This is a genomic window from Sulfurimonas autotrophica DSM 16294, from assembly GCF_000147355.1.
In the GTDB taxonomy this organism is placed as follows: domain Bacteria; phylum Campylobacterota; class Campylobacteria; order Campylobacterales; family Sulfurimonadaceae; genus Sulfurimonas; species Sulfurimonas autotrophica.
The window spans coordinates 1,301,080-1,327,190 of the sequence record NC_014506.1 but is presented as its reverse complement, the minus strand read 5'-3'; the positions used below and the strand labels follow the sequence as shown (position 1 = coordinate 1,327,190).

Below are 26,111 nucleotides of genomic sequence, written 5' to 3'. Positions count from 1 at the left end.
CATAATAGATTTTTAGTGCATTCATTATATACAAATTGCACTTACAAAGCAATAAAAAATACAAGGAATAAGTAGTGAGTACACAAAGCGAAGCAGTTCTAGAAGCCAACCTAATCAAACAGCTTGTTGATTTAGAGTATGAAAAAGTCACCATTAAAGATGACAAATGGCTTGAAGCCAACCTCAAAACGCAGCTCGAAAAACATAATAAGTTTACTATGAGTGACACAGAGTTTAAAAGAGTGCTCAACCATCTAAACAAAGGTTCTGTGTTTGAAAAGGCGATGATACTCAGAGATAAGTTTGTGTTGCCTCTTGATGATGGTACGAGCAAGTACATAGAATTTTTAGACTCAGAGCACTGGTGTCAAAACCTTTTTCAGGTAAGCAGCCAAATAACAGTTGATGGCACTTATAAAAACCGCTATGATGTAACACTGCTTATAAACGGGCTGCCACTTGTACAGATAGAGCTCAAACGCAGAGGCTTGGAGATAAAAGAGGCTTTTAATCAGATAAACCGCTACCAAAGACACTCTTACTCTTCAAACAATGCTCTTTTTAACTATGTGCAGGTCTTTGTCATAAGTAACGGAGTCGATACAAAATACTTTGCAAACAACCGTAAACAGTCATTTAAACAAACTTTCTTCTGGGCTGATGTGGACAATAAAAACATCACCAATCTTGAAGAGTTTACAAATGCGTTTTTGGAGCGATGCCACATCTCTAAAATGATTTGTAAGTATATCGTTTTAGCGCAGGTTCCAAAGATACTGATGATACTCAGACCGTATCAGTTTTATGCAACGGAATCTATCATAGACAGAGTTGAAAACTCAGATAAAAACGGGTATATCTGGCATACAACGGGAAGCGGAAAAACACTCACAAGCTTTAAAACAGCGCAGATACTTATGAAACTTCCTCATGTTGAAAAAGTTGTCTTTGTCGTCGATAGAAAAGATTTGGATTATCAGACCACAAAAGAGTTTAACAGTTTCAGTGACGGCTCAGTAGATGGAACGGACAACACAAAAGCACTTGTAAAACAGTTTAGTGATGATACGAAGCTCATCGTCACAACAATTCAGAAATTAAATACTGCAATAAGTAAAAAACAGTATTTATCTCAAATGGAAAAACTGCAGGACAAACACATAGTATTTATCTTTGATGAGTGCCATCGTAGTCAGTTCGGTGAAACACATTTGGCAATCACAAAGTTCTTTCATAAAAATCAAATGATAGGTTTTACAGGTACGCCGATATTTGCCGAAAATGCAGTGGGTAATAAACTTGGTAAAAGAACTACCACGGAACTTTTTGATAAATCACTTCATAAATATGTCATCACGGATGCCATTGCCGATGATAATGTATTGAAATTTTCAGTTGAATATGTAGGCAAATACAAAGATAAAGAGGGCAGTGCCTCAAATATTGATATAGATGTAGAAAACATAGACACTAAAGAGCTTTTAGAGAGTGATGAACGAATAGAAAAGATAACAGACTACATCATAGCCAATCATCCGCGAAAGACACATAGTAAGGAATTTACGGCTATGATGTGCGTGGGCAGTGTCGATATGCTTACAAAGTATTATGAACTTTTTAAAAGCAAAGAGCATAACTTAAAAATTGCTACAATCTTTTCTTACAGTGCAAACGAAGATGACAAAGATGCAGACGGGATTTACGAACTTGATGAAAGTGATGGTGCTAACGTAGATGAAGAGCATATAAATCAGCACTCCCGTGATAAGTTGGAGAGTTACATCGGTGATTATAACGCATTATTTGGCACGAAGTTTACAACACGAGATTCTCAAAGTTATTATAACTACTACAATGACATCTCAAAAAAAGTAAAAAACAGAGAGATAGATATACTTCTTGTAGTAAATATGTTTTTAACAGGATTTGACTCTCCAACATTAAATACACTCTATGTTGATAAAAATCTAAAGTATCACGGTTTAATTCAAGCTTTTTCACGAACAAACAGGATTTTAAATGAAAAAAAATCCCAAGGTAACATCGTTTGTTTTAGAAATTTGAAGAAAAACACCGATGATGCAATAGCACTCTTTTCAAACAAAGATGCCAAAGATATAATCATCATGCAGCCGTATGAGGAGTATGTGAAGTATTTCAATGAGGCATTTGCTAAACTGCTGCAAATAGCTCCAACAGTTGATAGCGTAGATACTTTACAGGGTCAGGGTGAAGACAAAGTATTGGAATTTGTGCAGACTTTTAGAAATATAATGCGGCTTAAAAATATACTCGGCAGTTTTAGTGATTTTAAATGGACTGATTTGTCTATGAGTGCGCAGGAGTTTGAAGATTATAAGTCTAAATATCTTGATTTGTACGAAAAGATTAAAAGTGAGAGAGGTGAAGGGGCTGAGAAAGTCTCCATACTTGATGATGTGGACTTTGAACTTGAACTCATTCATAAAGATGAAATCAATGTAGCCTACATCCTGCAGCTGCTTGCAAGATATAAAGATGCAGATGAAAAAGACAAAGAAGCACATAAAAACAACATTATGAGCATAATCAGCGGTCAAACACACCTGAGAAGTAAAAAAGAGCTTATTGAGAAGTTTATTAATGAAAATATGATAAATATCAATGACTCCGATACTATTGAAAATGAGTTTGAGAAATTTTGGGAAAAAGAGAAAGAAATAGCTTACGATAAACTATGTTCTGAGGAAAATCTTGATTGTGAAAAAGTCAAACAGGTTGTAGATACTTACATATATGAAGAGAGAAAACCTCTCAAAGATGATGTGGCAAAAACACTTAAAGTCAAACCGAAGTTACTGGAGAGAAAAAAGATAATTCCAAGAGTTTTGGATAAAATTGTAAAATTTGTAGATACTTTTTATGATTTGTAAAAAAGTTTTTATTTATAGCAGTTTTCCGGCTAAATAACCGCTGGCGAAGCTCCACTGTAAGTTGTAGCCTCCGCACGGACCGTCAAGATTCATCACTTCTCCGCAGAAATATAAACCGTCTATAATTTTACTCTGCATTGTTTTTGGATTAATCTCTTTGAGTGAGACGCCTCCTCTTGTGATCATCGCCATTTTAAAGCCGTCGTGTCCGGTAACAGTAAGGGGTGTCCAAGCAAGCAGTGAAATGAGTTTATCACGTTTTTTTCCTTCAACTTTTTTATACTTTGTATCGGGCTCTATTTTTGCAAGATGACACAGCTCAAGACTAAGTGCTTCGGGCAGGAGAGTTTTGAGTAGTTCAAGGACTGTTGTTATGTTCTCTTTGGTACTCTCTTTTTTGAAATGCTCACGTATCTGTTCTTCATTTTTCCCTTTTGTCAGGTTGAGCAGCAGTGGAACTTCCCCGTATTTTTTTAAAAGCGGTGTTACTTCTCTGGCAAAATCAAGTACGACAGGTCCGCGTATGCCGGAGTTTGTGAAAATCAAATCACCTATGGCGCGAAGTTTTTTATGTTTTTTTATATCTACACGCAGTTCAACTTTTGCTATGGTATCTGCACGGCAGTTTTTGACCCAGGTCTCTTTTGTTTTTAGAGGCATCATGGCGGGAGAGAGGTCGGTTATTTTATGACCGACTTCACTGGCAAGATTATAGCCGTCACCCTCAGCACCAAGAACGGGATAGCCCAGGCCGCCTGTTGCAATGATGATATTCGGTGATAAAAATGTTTCAGCCTCTGTTTTGACACCGTCAATATGATTACCTGTTGCTAAAAGCCTGGTTACTTTTTGATTGCATTTTATTGTAATACCTTGGCGCTGCATCTCTTCTTTTAAACCTGAAATAATAGTCGCAGAGGAGTGTGAAGTGGGAAAAACGCGAAAACCGTCAGGTGCATGTGTCTCTATGCCGATTTCTTCTAAAAAATTTATGAGTTTTTTATAATCAAATTCGTTGAGGGCATCCTGCATAAATCGTCCATCTCGTCCAAAACGAGCCATAAAATCTTCATTTGAGAGCGTATTTGTTAAATTACATCTGCCGCCGCCCGTGGCTTTTAATTTTGAAGCTATTTTTGAAAGTTTTTCCAAAAGCAGCACTTTTTTGCCTTCACGTGCCGCGATTATTGCCGCAATGATTCCAGCTGCACCGCTTCCGACAACTATTAAATCATAATTTTCTTCATTCATACTGTAATTTTAGTATAATTGCATTAATGAAAACTTATTATGGCGACAGAGAGAAGTGTTATAAATGTTACAGACCCAAGAGCTCGTGTATGTGTGGACATTTTGAGCATATAAATACGCAGACTAAATTTGTAATTTTAATGCATCCAAAAGAGTTTAAAAAAGTCAAAAACAATACAGGGCATTTTACACATCAAAGTCTTGATAATTCTGAACTTTTTATCGGCATAGACTTTACATGTAACAAAAGAATTAATGAGATTATTGCAACCCATGAGAGTTACATCCTTTTTCCTTCGCAAAATGCGCTAAACTTGACTACCACATATCCAAAAAACAGTGAAAAACCTATGGCAATTTTTTTGATAGATTCTACCTGGGCATGTACAAAAAAAATATTTACACAGAGTGAAAATTTAAAAAAGCTCAAACATATGAGCTTTACAACGACAAAAACATCACAGTATCAGATAAAAATACAGCCTGATGAAAATTATCTCTCTACGATAGAATCGACTTTGGTGGTGCTTGAATTATTAAACAAGTGGGAAGTTGAACATGTGGAGCAAACAGCGTTGCATGGTTTTTTACGACCTTTTCAAAAGATGATAGAGTATCAGCAAAACCTCATTGCTAATCCTAAAAGTCATGCAGTGAGATTTAAACGTAATACTTTGAAAAGTTAGGCGTTTACTACAGATTTAGCCCAAGTTTCAACAACACTGTGGAGCTGTTCATTGGGTACTTCTAAAAAGTTTATTTCAAAACCATCTTCAAATTCGCAGATACCTATACTTCTTGGACGAACTGCCAGTATTTTAGCATTTGGAAGCTGCTTACCAAAACAGAAGATGACGTTTTTTGCATCTTTTATTTCAGGTGCAATGACGCCCTCTTGCATTGAAGAAGTATGTTCGTAATGGTCAAATAGTGCAATAAATTTAGCAATAGGATGATTCTGTATAAGCTGTTTGAAATGTTCTACTATTTCATCTGCATTTTTGAAGCTTGTTTCATTTTTGTTTACATGTAAAGAAAATACAGGGTATTTTTCCATAAAAGTTGTTTTTGTCATATTTTAATCCTTATTATAATTAAATGTAAGTATAGCTTATAATAATTATAATAAGGTTAGATAAAAAAGTTATTTATTAAACATTATAGAGCCGAGTCGCACCATATTTGAGCCGCACTCTATTGCCAGTTCAAAATCTCCGCTCATCCCCATAGAACAGATTGTTGCATTTGGAAGCTGTTTGTAGATTGCATGGGTTGTCTCAAAACTTTTCTTGACTACCTGTTTATCATCACTATGTGCACCTATGCTCATTACACCTTTTAGGTTTATGTTTGGACATTCACTTATAATCTGAGTATATGCAGAAATCGTATCTTCGGGCATAAAACCGTGCTTACTCTCTTCTTTTGCCGAGTTTATCTGCATTAAACATTCAAGCGTCATATTTTTTGCTTTTAGTTTCTTTTGTAGTTCCTCGGCAAGCTCAAGTGAGTCGAGTGCTTGAAAAAGGCTTGGATTAATATCTAAGAGATTGTTGATTTTATTTTTTTGTAAATTGCCTATAAAATGCCATTCCAGCGGCAAATCTTCCAGTTCTTTTGCTTTTGCTTTTAAATCCTGTACTTTGTTCTCACCAAAAGCTCGTTGACCGATATTGTAAAGTCTTTTGATATCCTCGGCAGTTGAGTATTTACTAACCGCAACAATTTTTACTATAAGATGATCACTTACTTTTAAGCGTGCAGTCTCAACGCGTCTGATTACATTATCTATATATAATTTGTACTCTATTTCATTCATTTTTTATCCTACTAATCTATTTATATCATTAAAAATTCCAAGTCCCATAAGACCAAACAGTATAACCCATCCGGCTATTGTCAGCTTAATAACAACTTTTTCACTCGGTTCTCGTCTAAAGAGCATTTCATATAAGTTAAACATTATATGTCCGCCGTCAAGTGCTGGAATAGGGAGTAAATTGAGTACGCCAAGGTTGACAGAAATTAGTGCCGCAAAAAATAAAACACTCATCCATCCTACTGCCGTTGCATCAGAGGTTAGTTTTACAATAGAAATTACTCCACCCATTTCAGAAGCGGGAACATCGCCCATAATGAGTTTTTTTACACCTGTAAAAATAAGAGTAGAAGCAAAAACTGTCTGATCAGTCGCATATTTTAATTTGTCTATGAAACCCAGTTTTTGTTCATGCATAACACCGGCTGCAGAAATACCTATCATCTTACGCTTGACATTTTCTCCGTACATATTTTTTGCATCTTGGAGTTTTGGTTCAAGTTTTATGAGTTTAAGGTATCCGTTTCTGTCTACTTGCAAGGCAATAGAACCTTTGGCTTCAGAAATCATGTGAGCCATCTCTTTCCAAGTGGTGATTTTTTTCCCGTTGATGTTCATAATGGTATCATTTGACTCTAATCCTGCTACAAAAGCAGGGGAGTCTTTGACAACTGTTCCGACAATGGGCGCTAAAACCTGAGGATTACCCAGCGCTATAATAAAATAGAGTATAAATGCAAGAACAAAATTCGCCGCAGGACCTGCTAAAAGAATTAAAATCTTTTGCAGAGGTGTTTTTGTATTGTAACTGTCTGCATCATAGCTTTTTTTACTCGGATCCGCATCATCTTGACCTTTCATCTTGACATATCCGCCAAGAGGAATAGCTGAAATACTCCAGTCTGTGTTAAAAGCACGAAAAGTAAAAAGACGCTTTCCAAAACCTATGCTAAATACTTCTACATAAACACCCATAAGGCGTGCGACCGTAAAATGCCCAAGTTCATGGAAAAATATAAGCCCTGAGAGGACTAAAAGTGAAACTAACCAACTCATACTATGCTCTCCTTCATAATTGCTTTTTTAAATCCCCAAAGGTATTCTAGCCCAGAATAAACAGTTAAGAATACGGCAAACCAAAGAAGTGCGGTACCGTAAGGCCAATGCATCAGTAAAAAACCTATGGCTATCATCTGCGCAACTGTTTTCACCTTACCTGACCAAGATGCTTTAACGCTGATGCCTTCACTGACGCCAACGGTACGAAGTCCTGTGATGAAAAGCTCACGTACAATGATGATGTAAATAGCCCAAGGTGAAGCATCTCCCATAACCATAAGTCCTAAAAATGCCGCAAGTGTGAGCATTTTGTCTGCAAGAGGGTCAAGGATGGCGCCAAGCATTGTCATTTGATTCCATTGTCTTGCAATATAGCCGTCAAAAAAATCTGTTGCAGAGGCTAAAACAAATAAAAGTGAGGCAAAATAGTAGTTCCAGGTAATGTCAAAACCGTTGGCAGTGAAAACCTGAGGATTAAGTATAATCCAAAACATCACGGGTGCAATAAGTATACGTAGGGATGCTAATAAATTTGGCAAATTGAGCAAATAGTTTCCTTAAATTTATAATAATGAGATTTTAGCTTTTTATTGCTTATCAACGGTTGATGTGATAAGATTAGCTATGATAAAAAAATGCCCCCTATGTCAAAACAGTGCAAGTTTTTTTTATAAAGAGAGCCAGAGTTACTTTACATGTAAGGTCTGTCATGGCATATTTGTAGATGAAGCACAGCTCCCTGATGAAAAAAGTGAAAAAGAGCGTTATGAACTGCATGATGATAATGCTGATGATGCAGGATATAGAAAGTTTGTTTCTCCCATAACTTCAAATATTGAAAGAAGTTTTACTAAAGAGGATGAAGGATTGGACTTTGGTGCGGGAACTTCTCGTATTATTACAAAAGTAATGCAGGAAAAAGGCTATGACATAAGTGCTTATGATCCCTATTTTCATCCTGAGAAAGAACTTTTAGAAAAAAAATATGATTATATAGCTTCTTGTGAGGTGATAGAGCATTTTTACCATCCTGCAAAAGAATTTGAACTCTTAAAGTCTTTGCTTAAAAAAGATGCAAAATTATTTTTAATGACAGATATATATGATGAGAGGATAGAGTTTTCTTCATGGTATTATAAAAACGATCCGACTCATGTCTTTTTCTATACGAAAAAAACATTTGAGTGGATACAACAGAGGTTTGAATTTTCAAACCTCTTGATTGAAAAAAGGCTGATAACCCTCTCTAACTAGACAGGGTCTTCAACCGATACGGCTTTTTTCTCATGAAAATGAAAGTGATCTTCCAAATCTGACATGTAAAGAAGTACCGGTACTACAATAAGTGAAGCCACGACGGCTGCTATAGTACCAAAAATCAAGGCAACCCCAAGACCGCCAAAAACTGCATCACTTGCAAGCAGTGTTGATGCCAGCATAATAGCTACTGCTGTGAGGAAAATTGGTTTTGCACGTGTAGCACTTGCATATGCGATAGCTTCAGCTTTGTGCATTCCTTTTTCACTCATAAGAGATTTTGTAAAATCAATCAGCAAAAGAGAGTTTCGTGAACTGATTCCTATAAGGGCAATAAAACCAATCAGTGATGTTGCTGTTAAAAAGAATGTATCCGTTGTGAAAATGTCCATTATCCAGTGACCGAAAATGACACCTACAATAGATAAAAATGAGCCTAAAAGAATGATACCGCTGAGAGTATAACTTTTATAGTAAATAACCATCAGTAAAAATATAAGGATTAGCGCAGCAATAAATGCACCGCCCAAATCTCTAAAAGTATCCATAGTGACTTTCATCTCTCCGTCCCAGATAAGTTTATAAACTTTATCTGTTTTTTTATCTGTTAGCATAAGATTAAACAAACCTGTCTTTTCGACTTTGTATTCATCACTGAATGTATTTATGATGGTATTTCTTGCATCAAGCAGAGGATAAACCTGAGAAACCATATCTGTTTCAGCCAGAACATTTGTCATTTGATGTAAATCTTTGCTCATAATCATCGGGTTTGATTTCTTAGGAATAACTGTTACAAGTTCAGTTACCGGAACCATCATTCCCTTTTTATTCATCAACTTTAGTGAAGTCAGTTTTGATTTAACAGAATCTAAATCTTTTTTACTAAATCTTTTTGATTCATCCGACAATCTTAAAAAGAGAGGAATCTGGTCGCTGTATTTATCTGAATTTTTGACAGATATGTCCATACCTTCAAAAGCAAGATATAAAATATTGTTAAGCTGTTTGACATTAAGTCCTGATTTGGCAATTTTTGTACTGTTAACTATAATTTCAAAAGTATCATACATATCATCTTGCATTATATCAATGTCAACCAGACCGTTTGTATGCTTGAAGACATCTTCAACACGAGCAGCTAATTTTCTAATTCCGGGTGCATTATCACCGTAGATTTCAGCAACAATAGCTGAGAGTGTCGGAGGACCTGCAGGTGGTTCTACAAAAGATATATGCGTATTTGGATAGAGTTTTTCACAATTTCCCTGTATGAGAGGACGCAGGCGTTGTACCATCATATATGACGGTTCTTCTCTTTCATGTTTTTTTGTAATATTGAGTACAATTTCTGCAACATTTTCTGAGTTCTTAAATTGACTTCCTTTAATGAGTCCGGCAAAATCAAGAGGTGAACCCATACCTAAAAATACTTCGGTATCAAGCACTTCTTTTTCTTGTATAACATAACTGCTTACACAGTCTGTAACTTCTTTTGTCTGCTGAATAGAACTACCAGTTGGAAGTTTTACATAGATATTAAAAGTATCATTATTTTTTCCCGGTAGCATTTTAGCTTTTACAATTTCTGTAGGCGATATCATTAAAACCGAGATGATGAAAGCTATTAATGTCGAGATAAGTATAAATTTTCTTTGAGCAGAGCTTTGTATACCGTTAAGTACTAATTTTTCAAATTTTTTAAACATTAATGCTCTCCTTTTTCATGTTTTGGTCTTTTTAAAATTCTCACCGCAAGGTATGGGGTGAAAATATATGCTACAAAGAGTGAAGCAATGAGTGCTACGGGAACATTCTCAGGAATTGGCTTCATAAATTGTCCCATCATACCGCCGACAAAAGCCATAGGTACCATTGTCATAATGATGGCAAGTGTTGCAATATTTGTCGGTGCTCCGATTTCATCTGTCGCTTTGACCATAAGTTCATCATTGCTTTCATGTGCAGATTCCACAGAATGATAATGTCTGTGAATATTTTCTATAACAATAATGGCAGCATCAACCAAGAGTCCTAAAGCAAGTAAAAATGCAAAGAGCGTAATTCTGTTGATAGTTTGACCACTTAAATAGGCTACAAAAAGTGTAATTGCCAAAATAGCAGGCACAGTAAATGTTACAATGAGTGATTCTCTCCATCCAAGAACAAATATAAGAAGAATAGCGATAATTACAATGGATAGAACCAAGTGCATAACAAGTTCATTTACCGCGTCATCAGCTCTTTCTCCGTCATTTCTCGTAATAACATAATTGACACCGATTTTATCTAACTCTTTTTTGTAATTTTGCAGTTCTTCTTTTACTTCATCTGCAATTATGACGGCATTTGTGCCTTGGAGTTTTGATACTGTAAGTGTGACTTGATTTTCAAAGGGCATAAATTTACCCTCTTTTTCTTTTTTACTGATTAGTGCTGATTTGAAGTTTTGAATATCATAAGAGTTTGTTACTTTTGCAACTTGTCTTAAATATATTGGCGAGCCCATATATTGCGCTACGATAATATCACCGACATCTTTTGCATCTTCTATGGCATTTTTTACACCAAGCATAACAATTTTATTCTTTTTTGTTTTGTTCTTAATTGCGGGAACATTATAAGAAACGGCTTGAACAGCTTGAGTGATTTGTCCCATAGAGAGGTTGTATCCGGAGAGTTTGTTTAAGTCTACTTCTATATTGAACTGGTGTTTATGTCCGCCTTTAAGTGCCGTAACTGCAACATTATTTAAACCATTGATGTGATGCTGGATTTTTTTCACTTTATCATAAAGCTCTGTCTGGCTCATTTGTCTGTCATTAGAATAAAAAGCAACAGTTACAATAGGAATATCAATATCAATATCCAAAGGTTTGATAATCGGCTTCATAGCACCTTTTGGAAACATATCGGCGTTTTGCATTATTTTGTCATATATTTTTAGGTTTGAATCTTCTTTTTCTTCACCTATATAAAAGGCTGCATTGACAACACCGACATTGTCCATAGCAGAGCCGTAAATATGCTCAACCCCTTTAATCTCTTTAAGTTTTCGCTCCAAAGGCTGTACTATTATTTTTTCTACCTCTTTTGCACTGGCCCCAGGCAAAGCAACTATTACGGTAGATCCACTGACAACCATCTGTGGGTTTTCTTCACGTGGCATAATTATAAGTGCCAAGTATCCGATTGCCAGTAAAGAAATTCCTAAAACTAAAGTAAGAGGGTTTTTAATAAATGATTTTGCCAGTTTTCCGGCAATATCCTTGGGATTATACGGTTTATGATGATTCATATTGTTTCCCCTTTTAGTTAATAGTTACAGTGGCATACATACCAGGGTAGACTGATTTGTTCAGTGTCTTAAATGATACTTTTATTTTAAAAGTATGTGTCATAGGATTTGAATTTGGAATAATTGCCGTTATTGTTCCAATGGTTTTGACTCCGATAGAAGGGATTTCCACTTTTACTTTTTTTCCATGATGGATAAGATTTAAATTACTTTCTGCAATCTCTGCCGAAATTTTCAAATCACTTAAGTCTGAAAGTACAATGGCAGGCATGCCTGGCATTGCCATCTCACCGACTTTGATGTTTTTGGCAACAACAACGCCGTTGTTTGGAGCCTTTACATGTAAGTATTTATATTGATTTTCTACTTCTTGGAGTCTTGCTTTGGCTATATTTATCATATCTTGTAGATTTTTTGCCGCAAGTTCGAGATTTTCTACTTCATACTTTGAAACCATATCTTTTTGAAGTAGTCTTTTGTAACGTTCAAGATTAAGTCTGACGTTTGTATACTGGTTCTCATACATTTGCAGCGAAAGTTCCGCCTGACGTTTTGCCGAATCAATTTCTCTAGAATCAATACTGTAAAGAACCTGTCCCTTTTTGACCTTTTCACCTTCACTTGTGTTCACATTTGTAACAAAACCCATAAAACGGCTTGTTATCATCTTTTGATTGTCTGAAATAACACTTCCTGAGAGTGTTAAAGTCTCAGCCATAAGTGAAGCCCCCAGTGCCAGTATCAGTAGTAGTTTTTTCATTTTAGTTTTCTCCGTTTGCTAATTTTTCTAATGCAAGTATTTTTTCTGTTCTTTTGTTTTGCGCTATTTGTAGTTGCAGTATTTTTTCTATTTGTGCAGACTGTTTTATGATGACATCACTCATAGAAACAAGTTTTTCTTTGTATCTGCCTTCATAGTTTTCATAAATAGCATTTGCCAAGTCCAGTTCTTTTTTGAGTGATGCAATTTCAACATCAACACCTTCTATTTCTGTTCTTATTTTTGCAATTTTTAAAAGAATCCCTTTTTTTGCAAGTTCAACCTGCGAACGCATTTTCAGTTTTTGTATTTTTGATTTTTCGATTTTTGCCGCATCTATGCCGCCGTCAAAAAGATTCCAGCTCAGTCTTGCACCTATTGTGTATGCTTTGTGTTTGTCTGCATCACCCAAAAAGGTATCATCTGCGGTGCTCATTTCGCCAAAAGCCCCAAGAGTAGGATAATAGGCAGCCTGACTCGCACTAAGCATATCTTTTGTGATTTTAAGTCCTGTTGCAGCTTTTTTTAAGTCAACATTATGATCTAAAATCTCTTCATCACTCATACCGGGCATAGCAACTTCTGCAGCAGGTGTCTGAATATGGTCTACTTTTTGGTTGAGTAAAAAACTGATATAGTGATACAACAGTTTTTTATTGGAGTTCATCTGCACCAAAAGTCTTTCAACGTTTCCTTTTTTAGCTTTAACTTCGAGTAAATCGACTTTTTTTGCATAGCCGACGTCTATCATTGTTTTTGTAGTGTTTTCCAATATATTTATATTGTCTAAAATCCTGTTGAGATTTTTTATGGAAGAATCAAGCAGAGCCATATCATAAAAACTTTTTTTGAGTTCATATTCTTTTTGCGTTTTTATTTTACTTTTATCTAAAGATTTCATCTCTTGCATTTTTTTCATAATGTCAGTATAAGAGCTGAGCATAAAACCTGTAAAAAGAGGCACTTCATATTTTAGTTTGCTTTGGAAAAAGCTTTTATAGCCAGGATAATTTAAATCATCCGGCGGTGTGTCAATATTTATTGACCCAAATTGTGCAAATCCGAAGTCTCTAAAAACGGCTTCTCTTGAAGCAAGTTTAAAACCAAATACATTTCCCGCGTCATTTGAACGTGCAATGTCTTGAGTAAAAGTTAATTTTCCCCAGTTTTTACCCGATATCGCGTCAATATCCTCTTTTGCAGACAGCTCATCAAATTTTGCTGCCTTAATTTCCAAGTTTTTTGTTTTTAAAAGCTGTAATGCTTGATCTAACGTCAGTGTATTGGTTGTTGACGTAGATGCATGTAACAGCAAGGAAAACGCAAAAATACCCACTATTTTTTTCATTTTTCATTATCCTTTTTATAATTATAATAATTTTAACTTTAAATTATAACATATATTTTATTTTCATATATCACATAAAAATCACATTTACGATTTTTTACACTTTTTGGTGTACAATGTGTTATGAAACTTTTATTTTTATTTTATATGATTTTTACAACACTGCTGTATGCAAATAACATTAAAAATGCTTTGCAGTACGAGACATCGCCATATTTAAAACAGCATGAGAATAATCCTGTGCGTTGGTATGTATGGAATGAAAAAACACTTTTAAAGGTAAAAAAAGAGCATAAGCCGATTTTCTTGTCTATCGGCTACTCAACCTGTCACTGGTGTCATGTGATGGCGAAAGAGTCTTTTGAAAATAAAAAAATTGCAAAGCTTTTAAATGACAACTTTATATCAATCAAAGTAGACCGTGAAGAGATGCCTCATATTGATGCACTGTATCAAAACATCTATTACCATGTAAACAAACGAACGGGCGGTTGGCCTTTAAGTGTTTTTATGACACCGCAAAGAGAAGTTTTTTATATAACAGGGTATATTCCTCCACAAAAAGAGTTTTATTCTGAAGGTTTTTCAAACTTGATAATAAGACTGTCAAAATTGTATAAAAATAAAAAAGCACTTAAAGAAAAAATAGACGAAATCCAAAAAGATGTTACCTCTGCAGTAAAAATTTCAAACCCTGGAGATGAAAATGTTTCACTTAGTACACTCAAAAAATCTCTCAAAAAATCATTTGATGATATTTATATCGGATTTGGAACAGGAAAAAAGTTTCCCGAAGCTTCAAAACTCTCTTTGATGATGGATTTGGCGGCTATAACGCAAGATAAAAAACTGCAAAAACAGTCTTTTGAAATGCTTGATATTATGGCACTTCGCGGTTTATATGACCATATAGGCGGAGGTTTTTTCAGGTACAGTGTGGATGTAAACTGGGAAATTCCACATTTTGAAAAAATGCTTTACAATCAGGCTGAACTTATTCCTTTATATCTAAGAGGTTACACACTGCGTCATAAAAAACTCTATAAAAGTGTGGTGCAAGAGACTATACTCATGACTCAAAAAAGATTTTTAAAAAATAATTTGTACTGGAGCGCGAGTAATGCAGACAGCCAAGGAAAAGAGGGTGAGTTTTTTACATTTACGACGCAAGAAGTAAAACAAGCTTTAAAAAATAATCCATATGCCGCAGAGATAGAAGATGCCATGGGATTAGGCATAGAGGGTAATTTTGAAGACAAAGTACATGTAAACTTCTATAATGATGACAGACCACGCGGCTTTGAGGCTTTTAAAAATAATTTAGAAAAAATCAGACAAAAAAAAGAGTATCCATTTATAGATAAAAAGATAAACACGGCATGGAATGCTATGATGATAGAAGCACTCTACAAAGCTTCTGTGATTGATAAAAGATATGCAAAAACAGCAGATAAAAACTTACAAGCTTTGAAAAATTTGATGTTTAGACAAGGGGAACTCTATCATCAAACTCTACTGGGTATAAAACCCAAACAAAAAGGATTGTTGGAAGATTACAGTTTTTTCATATCTGCTTTGATTGCAGGATATGAGGTTGATTATGATATACAAAAGCTTGATTTTGCGGAGTATTTGCTCAACCTTGCAAAGAGTAAATTTTATAAAAATGGTGTTTGGTACCTTTCAAATGATGGGTTACATGTAAAGGCGGGATTTAATGATAAATATTATACTTCTCCACTCTCAAAAATACTGCAGAATATACTGAAATTAGCAGCACTCAAGGCTTCTTTTGTGTATGAAAAATTTGCCAGAAAAACTATAGAGAATATCAAACCAGAACTTGCAGTAAAGCAGGCAAACGCACCGGCATTGGCAAAAGCCTACTTAATGCAGGAGTTGGGTGTAGTAACGCTTAAAAGTTCTAAAAAGAATTTGATAAATAATCAACAAAGAATTTTACAAATCAAATATCCATATCTTTTAAGTAAAGCTGTTGCGTATGAAAATTATCTTGTATGCACTATAAGACAATGTTTTATAGAAGATATATCAATTCAAAAAGTAATAAATTTTATAGATACAGATATGAGAAAACAATATAATTAAGTTTGAAGTTATTTAAAAATTCGAAATCTTCTATGCAAGTTGGCATATCCAAATGCTCCAACACTCAAGGCTATATAGAGCACTCCAATAAAAAGTAGTTGTTCTGCATTTGTTTTATACTCATAATAAAGAATCAGCAATGTTCCTATAAAAAGGGTAACAATTGAACTTATCGTGATGATATAAGAACTCTTTGTAGCATTTCTAATCTTGAAGTTTGCTATGGACATCAGGAATGATACCAGTAAAAAAGTGATACTTCCAAACTCGAGTATAAGTCTAAGACCACCAACAGCAATAAGTAAACTTGCTGTGCCGGTCATAGCAATAATGGCAGTTGTCGGAATATTGTTTTGTCTGTGTGATATGATTGGAGGTAAATATCCATCATCAGAAATTCTTGCCATTTGTCTCGAAGCACCAAAAAGTGTTCCGTTTATTGCGCTGCTTGTTGCTAATACAGCACCAAATATGACAAAATTTTGTCCGATATTCCCCATTATCTCGCCAACTCCGGAGGCCAGTGCCGACTCTTTGTTATGTATAAGGTCAGCTGCCGGAATTGCCAAAACAGCACCCAGAGCAATGATGAAGTATATACTGGCTACTAAAATGATAGCACTGTAAATTGCTCTTGGAATGTTTTTATCAGGATTTTCCATCTCATTGACTGCATTAATAACAAGCTGAAATCCTTCATATGCTACAAATGTAATTGAAGAGACGATTAAAATACTCATGAGAGGGGTTGAGTGAAAGTCACTCTGTACCATTGATGCAAAAGTATGAAAATCAATTTTTGCATAATATATCAATAAAATGGAAATGAGTGCTAAAATAATTAATTTTACATAAACCATCAAATCTTCTATACGTCCCATCCCTTTAACGCTCCATAAATTGATGAGAGCAAACAAGACTATGACACCAATCGCGACTATTTTTCGTATGACATCATTATGGGCAAAATCAAATCCACTGATAATATAGGAGGAAAAGGTATATGCATAAAGAGCCAAGGTACTGATGTAACCGAATATTGTATACCAGCCAATAAAAGAGGCCGCTAAATGTGAGGAGGGATATGTTCTTTTAAAAAAAGCATATGTTGCTCCTTCATCTTTGTAGTATACTCCCATTTTTACATAAGAGTATGCTGCTGCCCAAGCTACAAATCCACCTAGAGCAATGGCAAAGGGAGCAAGTGCTCCCACCATAGCGACGGATATACCTAAAATTGTAAATATACCACCGCCGACCATTCCCCCAACAGCAATTGCCAGCAGCTCTTTAAAACCAAGATTTTTCATAATTTTATTATACAGTTTTAACATTGCGCTAACATGAAAGGAGTATAATTTGTACATGAAAAAAATATTATGTCTTAATTTACTACTTTCATTCGCTTTGAATGCGCAAACACTGACACTGCAGCAGAGTATAGAAAAAACACTGCAGAGTCACCCTGATGTTAAAATTTTTACGCTTAAAACACAGCAATCTCATATGGGCTACAAATCTGCACGTGCAGATTACCTGCCTCAGGTGAACTTATCTGCTGAGTATAATCCTACACAGACCTATGCACTTCCCGTAAACGGAAAATTTCATACCATTAATGATACAGGCTGGAATATAGGAGCGAGTCTCAAACAAAAAATCTGGGATTTTTCCAAAACAAGTTTTCAAATAGACGCAAGTAAAAGAGATGAAGATATATCAAAACTTTCATTAAAAGATTTAAAAGTACTGCTCGCGTCAAAAGTAAAATCTTTGTATGAGCTTATGGTTGTCCAAAGTGAGGCAATTAAGGTAAGAGAAGCAGACTTACATGTAAAAGAGGTATATTATGCCCAGGCAAAAGCACTTTTTAAACAGGGACTTAAAACCCAAGCGGATACAAGCCGTTTTTTATCAGCTGTTTATTCGGCAAAAGATAATTTAGCCATTGCCAAGGCTTCCTATGAAAAAGCTAAAAATTCTTTGTCTTTATATATGGGAGAAAAAATTTCCGATGATGTAGATTTGCAAAGAGATGTTATAAAAAAAGATTTTAACTTTGATAAAAATACCGCAAAAGAGGTTCTAAGTACAAATAATGAGTTAAAAATTTATAATGAAACCATACAAAAAAATGTACTGCTGCACAAATCTGCCAAAGCTTCACATTACGGCTCGCTTGATTTACTTGCTTCTTATAATCGTGTAGGCTCTTTAAGCCTGTATGATTCGCAGCTTGTCGGTGTTGTACTGAATATTCCTTTATACAGTGGAGGACGAATATCTTCAGAAGAACAAAATGCAGAACTCGGGACGCAAATAGCAAAGCAACAAAAATCTTCTAAAGAGTTGGCACTTAAAGAAGAAATTAGTAATCTTGTTTTGGACATACGCAGGTATGATGAGACAATAGCCGCAAAAAAAGCACAACTAGATGCGGCAAAAAGTACACAAAGAGTGCTTGAGGGCAGATACAAAGAGGGACTTTCTACTTATATAGAAGTTTTGGATGCAAGTAGTTTGGTACTGGATGCACAACTAGGTTTGCTTGAAGCATATTATGAAAAAACATTGAGTATAGATAGAATTGAGTATTTAAAAGGAAAAATATAATGAGTAAAATAGTTAAATATACAATTTTTATAGTTGTAATAGCTGCACTGGGATTTGTTTTTTATAATAAAGTTTATATACCCAAACATACATTTGAAACTATGCAACTGAGTAAGGGTGATTTAAACAAAGAGGTCTTCGGCATAGGTGAAGTAGGGGCAAAAAATATTTATACTATAAACGCACAAACAGGCGGAAAAATACTACAGATAACAACAGATGAGGGAAAATGGGTAAAAAAAGGAGATTTACTTGCTGTTATAGATGCTGTTGATTTGCCTCAGCTCATAGAAGAAGCAAAAATGTCGGTATACAAAGCAGATTCTGAATTGCAGGCGACACAAAAAGAGCTGGATTCTCTGTTTGCACAAAAGGTCTTAGCCAAGCTGACGTATGATAGATATAAAAAGTTAAAAGAAAAAGCTTTTGTTTCACAATCAGAGTACGACAAGGCAAAAGCAGATTTAGACACTATACGAGCAAATATAAAAGCAATACAAGCGCATATAGACTCATCAAAAACAGAGGTTGTTCGTTTGCAAAAATCTTTAGAAGCTTTGAGCGTCAAGCTTTCACGTTATAAAATTTATGCTCCGGTTGACGGGTATGTCATTTCTAAAGATGCTGAGGTGGCGCAGAGTGTTGCAGGGACACAGCCTATACTTAAAGTAGTTGACCCTAAAACGGTATGGATTAAAGCCTATATAGATGAAAAAATAAGCGGTGATGTAAAAGTAGGGCAGCGTGCAGTAATTACGCTGCGTTCTCAAAGCAACAAGAAATTAAGCGGACATGTAAGCCGTATTGTAGCGCAAAGTGACGCTGTGACACAAGAAAGAGAAGTTGATGTCAGTTTTGATAAGTCGCCGATTCCTTTTTATATGAATGAACAGGCGGAAGTTTTAATCATGACTGAGCGGTTTAAAAATGTTTTGAAAATACCTGCTGACTTGATTGTATATCAAGGTGAAAAAGCCGGTGTCTGGGTAGAACAAAATAGACATGCACACTTCTTACATGTAAAGATTATCGCCCTCACAGATAAACAGGCAGCTGTTGAAAATTTGGATGAAAACACTAAACTTTTAATGCCGGATAAAAATAAAAAATCTTTGAGCGAGGGCATGAGAATTTACTAATGATAAATTTAGCACAAAAAGAGATAGTTCATACTTTTGGAAAATTTATAGTAACTGCTATGGGCGTGGGTATGCTTCTTGGCATTGTCCTTATAATGATGGGTGTTTATCGCGGTATGATGATAGATGCACAGGTACTGCTCAATGATTTGGATGTTGATTTTTGGATTGTTCAGGAAAATACTTTAGGGCCCTTTGCCGAATCATCGAGAGTGCATGAAGATTTAAAAGATACTATCAGGATTATTGAAGGTATAGACAAATCTGAAGGGATTACTTTTCAAAATCTGCAGCTTCCTTCCAAAGAGGGAGCCATTCGTGTTTTTGCAGTCGGATTTGATCCGTTTGGAGACATAAATCCTATAAATCCAGAGAGAATTATACAAGGCAGAGGAATTAATAAAAGTCATTATGAAATGGTTGTAGGCGATAAAACAGGCTTTAAACTCCATGACATTATTCATCTTGGACGAGATGATTACACGGTTGTGGGTATAACACACGGAACAGTCTCCTCAGGCGGAGACCCTTTGGTATATATAAGCTTAAAAGATGCACAGGAACTGCAGTTTTTGTACTCAAATGAAAGAATTAGAAATGACAGAGCCAGAGGCATAAACATTCTAAATTCTCATATAGTCAATGCAGTTATTGCAACAAAAAAGAGTGGTTATAATACAGATAAAATAGCCCAAAATATAAGAAAATTTAAACATAACAGTGTATATACAAAAGATGAAGAAAAAACTATACTTACTCAAAACCTGATAAAAATGGCTTCAAAACAAATTGGAATGTTTACGGTTATACTTGTTATTGTTTCAACCATTATTATTGCGCTTATTATCTACACTATGACGCTTGAAAAGATGAAAGAGATAGCGATTATGAAACTTATCGGTATACCAAATAGTATGATTATTAAAATGATAGTGCAAGAGACAATTATAATGGGTGTTTTAGCTTTTATATCAGGGAATATTTTTGCACATCTTATTTATGCAAAATTTCCAAAAAGAGTTGTATTGGAAATTCCGGACGCCGGTTTGCTTTTTATTGTTGTTATTTTTGCATCTATTTTAGCTTCATTGGTGGGTGTCAAAAAAGTAATTGCCGCAGACCCGTCAGAAGCGATAGGCGGTTGATATGAATAAGCAAGCAATAAAAGTAAAAAATTTAGTAAAAAATTTTGGAAAAGGTGATTCTCTTGTGAGAGTTTTAGAAGGAGCATCTTTTAGTGTGGATAAAGGTGAACTTGTAGCTTTGGTTGCTCCCAGCGGAGCCGGAAAAACAACACTTTTAATGATGATAGGCTGCGTGGAGGAACCGACAAGCGGTGCAATATGGCTCGGGAGTGAAAAAGTATATGATAATAAATGGCTGACTAAAGAAACCAGAAAAATCAGACGGGAAAAAATAGGTTTTATATTTCAAGAGCATTATCTCATTCCTTTTTTAAATATTATGGAAAATATTACATTGGTACCTCAAGCAAACGGTGTTTCAAAAGAAGAGAGTGAAAAAATTGCTTTTGAGCTTTTAAAATATTTTGAAATAGAAGATAAAGCTTATACAATGCTATCAGAACTTTCAGGCGGGCAAAATCAAAGAGCCGCTATTGCAAGAGCTTTGGCAAATAAACCACAAATAGTATTAGCTGATGAACCGACTGCGGCACTCGATTCGAAGCGTTCTGTGGATGTTGTAAAGATGCTCAAAAAAATAGCTATAGAGCAAAATGTGGCAGTAATTATGGTAACACATGATGAAGCTATGTTGCCGCTTTGCGACAGAATTTTAAAAATAGAAGATAAAAAAGTTGTTTCTTCTAAAAATCTACAAGGGAACATAATATTTTGATATCACAAAAAGATTCGATATACTTATGTAAATAAGAAACAAGTGGAAAAGTATGGACAATAAAAAACTCATAATTGCGATATTTATTACTCTTTTGTTAAATATGATATTTTTTTTAGAATTTAATAGAATGCAGATGAAAGATATTTTCAGGAATGCAAATGATATAGCCTCGAATCTTGAGAATAAATTGCATAACAGTATAAAGGCCGTAGAGTATCTTCATTTAGCGGCACTGCATATTTTTAACAATAAAGAAAAAATAAAACTACACAAAGCATTAAATATTAAATACATTAATGAGAATGGAAGTTATGCATTAGACAGCTATGAACCGGTAACTGCCATTTTAAATAAAGAAATAAATTTATTGGGATTTGGAAAAACAACACTGTCAGAAAAAAAGACATTACAAGAAATGGAAGCAGCATTGCGACTTGCTCCATTTTTAAAACTGATTTATATTCAAAATAAAAATTTTGCCTGGGTTTATTACTATTCAAAAAATCATTTTACGGTACTTTATCCCTATATATCATCTAAAGATTTTAACTTTACGCCTGCATTGGAAAAGAAGCCTTTTTACCACTATGCAACCCCTAAAGTTAACCCTCAAAAGAAATTGTTTTTTACACCTTTATATATGGATGCGATAGGGAAAGGACTTATGGTGACAGTTGGCAAGCCTTTGTATTACCATAATAAGTTTATGGGGACTCTTGATGTAGATATAACACTCAACAATTTTGATAATGCATTGTCACGTCTAGATTATTTTGATAATCAAATTGCTATTTATAATGAAAAAAACCAAATTGTGGCCAGTCACAATATGATTAGAGATTTTAATCGAAGCAAAATATATAAAATAAATAATTTTGTTGCTCCATCAATATTAAACATACAAGAGACTTTGGATTCTGTACAGTATACAGATTCCAAGTATATTTTTGTAAAAACGCTGCCTGATTCACAGTTTAGATTTATTTATATCGCCAGTGCATATACCATATGGTTGAAATCTCTCATATATACTTTCCCTGTTTTTATGCTTATGTTGCTGAGTTTTTATTTAATCTGTTTATATCAAAAATCAAAAAATACAAATGAGAAATTAAAACTGCAAACGGTAAAAGATTATATGACCGGTGCATATAACAGAAGATACTTTTTTGAAGTTGCCAGGGCACTTTTCTCTCGGGCTAAGCGTAAAAACACTAAGTTGGCAGTGATTATGATAGATATTGATAATTTTAAGGCTATTAATGACACTTATGGCCATGACATTGGAGATTTGGCTATTATTGAAGTTAGAAAAGTATTAGAGAGAAATCTTCGCAAATATGACTTGTTTGCACGCTTTGGCGGTGAAGAATTTTGTGCTTTACTTGATGATATTTCTAAAGAGGATGTAGAAAAACTTTTTGAAAAGATAAGAAAAGATTTTGAAAATAATAGAATTACAAGTGGTGATATGACTATAGGCTATACAGTCTCTTTCGGTATAGCTTATGGCATGATGAGTTCTTTAGAAAAATTTATAAAAGTGGCGGATGAAGCACTGTATACATCGAAACAAAATGGGAAAAATCAAGTAACAATTTATGAAGTATAATTTATGATATTAGTGTTTTTTTATATTTTATTAGAAATATATGAAGTGCAGTGGCAAAGCGCACCGACACTTATGGATATGCTCTCAAGAATGTATACATATTATAATAAAAGCATTTTTTTGTTTTTGATTATGCATCCAACACTCTATTTTGCTATTTGGCTTATGATACTGAGTGATTATAATATATATGCTCTTGTCTTGTTTCTTCTCAAAGCAGCGGATATTTTTACAAAATTGTATTTTATCAAACAAATTTTTATAGATAAAAAAATTTCTGATGAATTAAAAATTGCCTTATCAACACAACTCGACAAATATATGCCATATATAGGACTGCTTATTTATCCGCCTTTAGTTTATATGGCTCTGAATTGAGTAAACGTTCAATGAATTTATATATAGACGATGATGCTCTGCCGAATCTTTAAAAATCAATTCAACAGTTTTTAGCAAAGCAAAAGCTTTAATCAAACATTAATCCTAAAATCACTATAATAATTGAACGATAGTCGGTCATTATGGAGGTTAGAGTTGGCAATTATAGTTGACAAAGAACAGAAAAAAAAAGATATTGCAATTGGAACAAAAGAGCTGATTTTAAACGATGGAATCAATAATATAACAATTTCTCAAATAGCAAAAGCTGCCAATATTGGCAAAGGTACAGTTTATGAATACTTTAAAAATAAAGATGAAATTGTTTTTGAATTAGTTGAGATTCTAATGCAAGAGCACAACAAACGAAAAGAAGCAAAACTTGCTTTACATGTAACCACAAGAGAAAAGGTGAAAAGCTTTTTCAGCTTTTTTTATACTGACGAAGATGAAGAACTGCGTGAAATATACAAACAGTTCACTGCTATTGCTCTAAGCAGCAGCAATGATGATATGGTCTCTTTTCAAACTGAGTGTTATATTTTATATGAGAAATGGATGGAAAGTATTATACAAGAAGGTATAGCAAATAATGAGTTAAAGCCTGAAGCAAAAGAACTTATAATGGGTATATTTGCTTTTGCGCAGGGTGCTTTTATTATGAGTGTCACAACAAGTGCCATCGCTAACTTAGAACAAAAAATAAATAATCAAATAGATATTTTATTTGATTTAATGGAGAAATAATTATGAAAAAACTACTTTTACTCGGTATTGTACCGGCTCTTTTATTTGGTGATGATTTAAAATCTCTTTTGGATTTTGCAAAAGAAAATAACAACCTTGTAAACGCTTCTAAAATTTCAGTTGCAGCAAAAGAAAAAGAGGTAAAAAGTGCAACAAGTAATTATTTTCCTACTTTAGATGCGAGTGCTTTTTATAAAAGAGATGATGATGCGAGTCCTTTTCAGCCTGGAACAACCTATGGAGCAAATGCAAAAATAGGCTTTGATATATATGACGGCGGGAAAAAATCATACACTAAACAACAAAAAGAGAATGAACACAAATCAGCTTCTTTTACTTATAAAGATACAAAAAAGTCTATTTTGCTCTCTATCACACAAGATTATTATAACCTGAAAAGTTTGAACTCTTCTCTTGAAGCCAGAATAGAAGCTTCAAAAGCAGTAAAAGCACAACTAGAGAGAATGCAACATTTTTATGAAGCCGAGCTGGCAACGAGCGATGATGTCGATAGACTCCAATCTGCGTATGACAGCAATATCTATGCAATAGAATCTATAAAATTTCAAATAACGGCAGTGAAAAAAGGATTGGAGCTTAAAGTCGGTAAAAAAATAAGCTCATTAGAAAATTCAAGCTTTGAAAAAACAGTGCAAGAGACTCAGAATGAACTAGACTCTATACAAGCACTCAAATATACTAAAACAGCACTGCAAAATTTAAGTGAAACAATCGACAGTTATTATTACCCGACAATACATATAGAAGAGACGTATACAGTTTATGGTTATCAGGACAAGCCGGTTTTAGCAGGGCAACCTATACAGCTTTTAAATAATCAAAACGAAGTGATGGCTACAGTCGGCATAAGACTCTTTGATTTTGGAACACTCAAAGAGCAAAAAGAGGCTGTCAAACTCCAAGCCGATGCACTGAATCAGCAGATTATTTATAAATCAAAAGAGCAGCAGATGCAGCTTGAACTGGCTCTGCAGAGGATTCATACAGCAGAGCTTAATATCAAAAGTTCAAAAAGTGCCCTTAAAGCGGCAAAAAGTGCCCTTAAAACTATTACTGAAAAATACAATGCAGGCATAGTGGACAATGTTGTTTATCTTGATGCACTTTCATCAAAAACAGAGGCAAAAGCAACGTATGAAAAATCACTCAATGATTTAGAAATAGCGTACGGAATCTATTACTACTATAACAATAAGAACTTAGAGGAATTTATAAAATGAAAAAAATATTTTTAACTTTACTTACACTGGTAAGTTTGTCGCATGCTGAGAATATCTATGCAACGTTTAATGTGGCAGCACAAAAGAGTGCCAATCTTGCTTTTACTGCGAGTGGTATAGTGCAAAAGGTACATGTAGACATTGGTTCTGTGGTAAAAGAAAATCAAATATTGGCATCACTCGATAATGCTGATATAAAAGCAATGCTTCAAAAAACGAAAATAGTCCTAAAATTTGCTTCAAGAGAACTAGAAAGACAGAAAAAAATCAAAAATCTTATAGATGCAAGTAAGTATGACAAAGTCCTGAGTAACTATGAAAATGCAAAAGCATCTGTGGCGTATCAGCAGGCTTTGTATGAAAAGACGATTTTAAAAGCACCATTTGAGGGAATCATTTATGATAAAGAAATAGAGATCGGTGATGCGGTCAGCGGTATGATGCTTAAAACTGTTTTTAAAATTCAAAGTCTGCATGCAAGAAAGCTCATTTTGGAGTTTGATCAGAAATATCATCATATTGTAAAAGTCGGACAAACTTTTGAGTACAAAGTAGACGGTGATGATAAAACATATACAGGTGTTATTTCAAAAGTCTATCCGTATGCAAATTTTGACAACAGAAAAATAAAAGCAGAAGTAAAAGCAAAAGATTTTACCGTCGGGCTTTTTGGTGACGGTTATATATTAGTTGATGGAAAATAAG

Annotated in this window: 23 protein-coding genes; 13 read left to right on the top strand and 10 right to left on the bottom strand. The window is 34.5% G+C overall.

Annotation, left to right across the window (positions count from 1 at the left end):
* Positions 1-74: 74 nt before the first annotated feature.
* Entirely contained in the window at positions 75-2,912 is a 2,838-nt protein-coding gene (locus SAUT_RS06795) for a type I restriction endonuclease subunit R (RefSeq protein WP_013327143.1), read from the top strand.
* A 12-nt stretch (positions 2,913-2,924) separates the two neighbouring features.
* On the opposite strand, the gene SAUT_RS06790 is transcribed toward SAUT_RS06795, so the two are convergent.
* Complete coding sequence (locus SAUT_RS06790; RefSeq protein WP_013327142.1) at positions 2,925-4,163, bottom strand: BaiN/RdsA family NAD(P)/FAD-dependent oxidoreductase; 1,239 nt, start codon at positions 4,161-4,163, stop codon at positions 2,925-2,927.
* 26 nt (positions 4,164-4,189) lie between these two features.
* Between SAUT_RS06790 and SAUT_RS06785 the strand changes: the two genes are divergently transcribed.
* The gene (locus tag SAUT_RS06785) at positions 4,190-4,849 is read left to right on the top strand and encodes a tRNA-uridine aminocarboxypropyltransferase (RefSeq protein WP_083778306.1); all 660 of its coding nucleotides are present in this window, start codon (positions 4,190-4,192) and stop codon (positions 4,847-4,849) included.
* Here SAUT_RS06785 and SAUT_RS06780 read toward each other — a convergent pair.
* The 4 genes from SAUT_RS06780 to pgsA all read right to left on the bottom strand — a co-directional run bounded on the left by SAUT_RS06780 (position 4,846) and on the right by pgsA (position 7,589).
* On the bottom strand, positions 4,846-5,238 hold the full coding sequence (locus tag SAUT_RS06780) for a DUF6858 family protein (RefSeq protein WP_013327140.1): 393 nt from the start codon (positions 5,236-5,238) through the stop codon (positions 4,846-4,848). The genes SAUT_RS06785 and SAUT_RS06780 overlap by 4 nt on opposite strands.
* A gap of 69 nt (positions 5,239-5,307) precedes the next feature.
* A complete protein-coding gene (locus SAUT_RS06775; RefSeq protein WP_013327139.1) occupies positions 5,308-5,982 on the bottom strand; it encodes a YggS family pyridoxal phosphate-dependent enzyme in 675 nt (224 codons plus the stop codon).
* Between the two features lie 3 nt (positions 5,983-5,985).
* Positions 5,986-7,038: an RIP metalloprotease RseP gene (rseP, locus tag SAUT_RS06770; RefSeq protein WP_013327138.1), complete on the bottom strand. Its 1,053-nt coding sequence runs from the start codon at positions 7,036-7,038 to the stop codon at positions 5,986-5,988.
* Positions 7,035-7,589, bottom strand: a complete 555-nt coding sequence (gene pgsA / locus SAUT_RS06765) for a CDP-diacylglycerol--glycerol-3-phosphate 3-phosphatidyltransferase (protein WP_013327137.1) — start codon at positions 7,587-7,589, stop codon at positions 7,035-7,037. Before pgsA ends, rseP begins: the two co-directional genes overlap by 4 nt.
* A 76-nt stretch (positions 7,590-7,665) precedes the next feature.
* Between pgsA and SAUT_RS06760 the strand changes: the two genes are divergently transcribed.
* Complete coding sequence (locus SAUT_RS06760) at positions 7,666-8,295, top strand: class I SAM-dependent methyltransferase (RefSeq protein ID WP_013327136.1); 630 nt, start codon at positions 7,666-7,668, stop codon at positions 8,293-8,295.
* On the opposite strand, the gene SAUT_RS11590 is transcribed toward SAUT_RS06760, so the two are convergent.
* The 4 genes from SAUT_RS11590 to SAUT_RS06740 are packed head-to-tail and all read right to left on the bottom strand — an operon-like array spanning position 8,292 to position 13,704.
* Entirely contained in the window at positions 8,292-10,007 is a 1,716-nt protein-coding gene (locus SAUT_RS11590) for an efflux RND transporter permease subunit (RefSeq protein WP_013327135.1), read from the bottom strand. The two genes, SAUT_RS06760 and SAUT_RS11590, sit on opposite strands and share 4 nt — an antisense overlap.
* A complete protein-coding gene (locus SAUT_RS11585) occupies positions 10,007-11,596 on the bottom strand; it encodes an efflux RND transporter permease subunit (RefSeq protein WP_013327134.1) in 1,590 nt (529 codons plus the stop codon). The genes SAUT_RS11590 and SAUT_RS11585 overlap by 1 nt, the downstream gene beginning before the upstream one ends.
* A 13-nt stretch (positions 11,597-11,609) precedes the next feature.
* Entirely contained in the window at positions 11,610-12,356 is a 747-nt protein-coding gene (locus tag SAUT_RS06745) for an efflux RND transporter periplasmic adaptor subunit (protein ID WP_013327133.1), read from the bottom strand.
* A gap of 1 nt (position 12,357) precedes the next feature.
* The gene (locus tag SAUT_RS06740) at positions 12,358-13,704 is read right to left on the bottom strand and encodes a TolC family protein (RefSeq protein WP_013327132.1); all 1,347 of its coding nucleotides are present in this window, start codon (positions 13,702-13,704) and stop codon (positions 12,358-12,360) included.
* A gap of 123 nt (positions 13,705-13,827) precedes the next feature.
* On the opposite strand from SAUT_RS06740, the gene SAUT_RS06735 reads away from it, so the two are divergent.
* Positions 13,828-15,813 carry a thioredoxin domain-containing protein gene (locus SAUT_RS06735; protein WP_013327131.1) on the top strand — a complete coding sequence of 662 codons (1,986 nt, stop codon included), beginning with the start codon at positions 13,828-13,830 and terminating at the stop codon, positions 15,811-15,813.
* Positions 15,814-15,821: 8 nt separating this feature from the next.
* On the opposite strand, the gene SAUT_RS06730 is transcribed toward SAUT_RS06735, so the two are convergent.
* A complete protein-coding gene (locus SAUT_RS06730; protein ID WP_013327130.1) occupies positions 15,822-17,147 on the bottom strand; it encodes an APC family permease in 1,326 nt (441 codons plus the stop codon).
* Between the two features lie 31 nt (positions 17,148-17,178).
* On the opposite strand from SAUT_RS06730, the gene SAUT_RS06725 reads away from it, so the two are divergent.
* The 9 genes from SAUT_RS06725 (at position 17,179) to SAUT_RS06685 (ending at position 26,110) form a co-directional block, all read left to right on the top strand.
* On the top strand, positions 17,179-18,426 hold the full coding sequence (locus SAUT_RS06725; protein ID WP_013327129.1) for a TolC family protein: 1,248 nt from the start codon (positions 17,179-17,181) through the stop codon (positions 18,424-18,426).
* Positions 18,426-19,565 (top strand): efflux RND transporter periplasmic adaptor subunit, encoded by a 1,140-nt coding sequence (locus SAUT_RS06720; RefSeq protein ID WP_013327128.1) that lies wholly within the window; start codon positions 18,426-18,428, stop codon positions 19,563-19,565. The genes SAUT_RS06725 and SAUT_RS06720 overlap by 1 nt, the downstream gene beginning before the upstream one ends.
* Positions 19,565-20,710: an ABC transporter permease gene (locus tag SAUT_RS06715; protein WP_013327127.1), complete on the top strand. Its 1,146-nt coding sequence runs from the start codon at positions 19,565-19,567 to the stop codon at positions 20,708-20,710. Before SAUT_RS06720 ends, SAUT_RS06715 begins: the two co-directional genes overlap by 1 nt.
* Position 20,711: 1 nt before the next feature.
* Positions 20,712-21,425, top strand: coding sequence for an ABC transporter ATP-binding protein (locus tag SAUT_RS06710; RefSeq protein WP_013327126.1), 714 nt, complete (start codon positions 20,712-20,714; stop codon positions 21,423-21,425).
* A gap of 52 nt (positions 21,426-21,477) precedes the next feature.
* Entirely contained in the window at positions 21,478-23,040 is a 1,563-nt protein-coding gene (locus tag SAUT_RS11070; protein WP_013327125.1) for a sensor domain-containing diguanylate cyclase, read from the top strand.
* Between the two features lie 3 nt (positions 23,041-23,043).
* A complete protein-coding gene (locus SAUT_RS06700) occupies positions 23,044-23,418 on the top strand; it encodes a hypothetical protein (protein WP_013327124.1) in 375 nt (124 codons plus the stop codon).
* Positions 23,419-23,574: 156 nt separating this feature from the next.
* Positions 23,575-24,165 carry a TetR/AcrR family transcriptional regulator gene (locus tag SAUT_RS06695; RefSeq protein WP_013327123.1) on the top strand — a complete coding sequence of 197 codons (591 nt, stop codon included), beginning with the start codon at positions 23,575-23,577 and terminating at the stop codon, positions 24,163-24,165.
* A gap of 2 nt (positions 24,166-24,167) precedes the next feature.
* The gene (locus tag SAUT_RS06690; protein WP_013327122.1) at positions 24,168-25,406 is read left to right on the top strand and encodes a TolC family protein; all 1,239 of its coding nucleotides are present in this window, start codon (positions 24,168-24,170) and stop codon (positions 25,404-25,406) included.
* The gene (locus SAUT_RS06685; RefSeq protein WP_013327121.1) at positions 25,403-26,110 is read left to right on the top strand and encodes an efflux RND transporter periplasmic adaptor subunit; all 708 of its coding nucleotides are present in this window, start codon (positions 25,403-25,405) and stop codon (positions 26,108-26,110) included. Before SAUT_RS06690 ends, SAUT_RS06685 begins: the two co-directional genes overlap by 4 nt.
* Position 26,111 lies beyond the last annotated feature (1 nt).

Excerpts from the sequence above, each read along its gene's own strand:
- SAUT_RS06720 (WP_013327128.1), top strand. The coding sequence starts at position 18,426 with ATGAGTAAAATAGTTAAATATACAATTTTTATAGTTGTAATAGCTGCA.
- SAUT_RS06700 (WP_013327124.1), top strand. The coding sequence starts at position 23,044 with ATGATATTAGTGTTTTTTTATATTTTATTAGAAATATATGAAGTGCAG.
- SAUT_RS06690 (WP_013327122.1), top strand. The coding sequence starts at position 24,168 with ATGAAAAAACTACTTTTACTCGGTATTGTACCGGCTCTTTTATTTGGT.
- SAUT_RS06760 (WP_013327136.1), top strand. The coding sequence starts at position 7,666 with ATGATAAAAAAATGCCCCCTATGTCAAAACAGTGCAAGTTTTTTTTAT.
- SAUT_RS06790 (WP_013327142.1), bottom strand. The coding sequence starts at position 4,163 with ATGAATGAAGAAAATTATGATTTAATAGTTGTCGGAAGCGGTGCAGCT.
- SAUT_RS06725 (WP_013327129.1), top strand. The coding sequence starts at position 17,179 with ATGAAAAAAATATTATGTCTTAATTTACTACTTTCATTCGCTTTGAAT.
- SAUT_RS06730 (WP_013327130.1), bottom strand. The coding sequence starts at position 17,147 with ATGTTAAAACTGTATAATAAAATTATGAAAAATCTTGGTTTTAAAGAG.
- SAUT_RS06785 (WP_083778306.1), top strand. The coding sequence starts at position 4,190 with ATGAAAACTTATTATGGCGACAGAGAGAAGTGTTATAAATGTTACAGA.
- SAUT_RS06745 (WP_013327133.1), bottom strand. The coding sequence starts at position 12,356 with ATGAAAAAACTACTACTGATACTGGCACTGGGGGCTTCACTTATGGCT.
- SAUT_RS11585 (WP_013327134.1), bottom strand. The coding sequence starts at position 11,596 with ATGAATCATCATAAACCGTATAATCCCAAGGATATTGCCGGAAAACTG.
- SAUT_RS06685 (WP_013327121.1), top strand. The coding sequence starts at position 25,403 with ATGAAAAAAATATTTTTAACTTTACTTACACTGGTAAGTTTGTCGCAT.
- SAUT_RS11590 (WP_013327135.1), bottom strand. The coding sequence starts at position 10,007 with ATGTTTAAAAAATTTGAAAAATTAGTACTTAACGGTATACAAAGCTCT.
- SAUT_RS06735 (WP_013327131.1), top strand. The coding sequence starts at position 13,828 with ATGAAACTTTTATTTTTATTTTATATGATTTTTACAACACTGCTGTAT.
- SAUT_RS06780 (WP_013327140.1), bottom strand. The coding sequence starts at position 5,238 with ATGACAAAAACAACTTTTATGGAAAAATACCCTGTATTTTCTTTACAT.
- SAUT_RS06715 (WP_013327127.1), top strand. The coding sequence starts at position 19,565 with ATGATAAATTTAGCACAAAAAGAGATAGTTCATACTTTTGGAAAATTT.
- SAUT_RS06710 (WP_013327126.1), top strand. The coding sequence starts at position 20,712 with ATGAATAAGCAAGCAATAAAAGTAAAAAATTTAGTAAAAAATTTTGGA.
- rseP (WP_013327138.1), bottom strand. The coding sequence starts at position 7,038 with ATGAGTTGGTTAGTTTCACTTTTAGTCCTCTCAGGGCTTATATTTTTC.
- SAUT_RS11070 (WP_013327125.1), top strand. The coding sequence starts at position 21,478 with ATGGACAATAAAAAACTCATAATTGCGATATTTATTACTCTTTTGTTA.
- SAUT_RS06775 (WP_013327139.1), bottom strand. The coding sequence starts at position 5,982 with ATGAATGAAATAGAGTACAAATTATATATAGATAATGTAATCAGACGC.
- SAUT_RS06740 (WP_013327132.1), bottom strand. The coding sequence starts at position 13,704 with ATGAAAAAAATAGTGGGTATTTTTGCGTTTTCCTTGCTGTTACATGCA.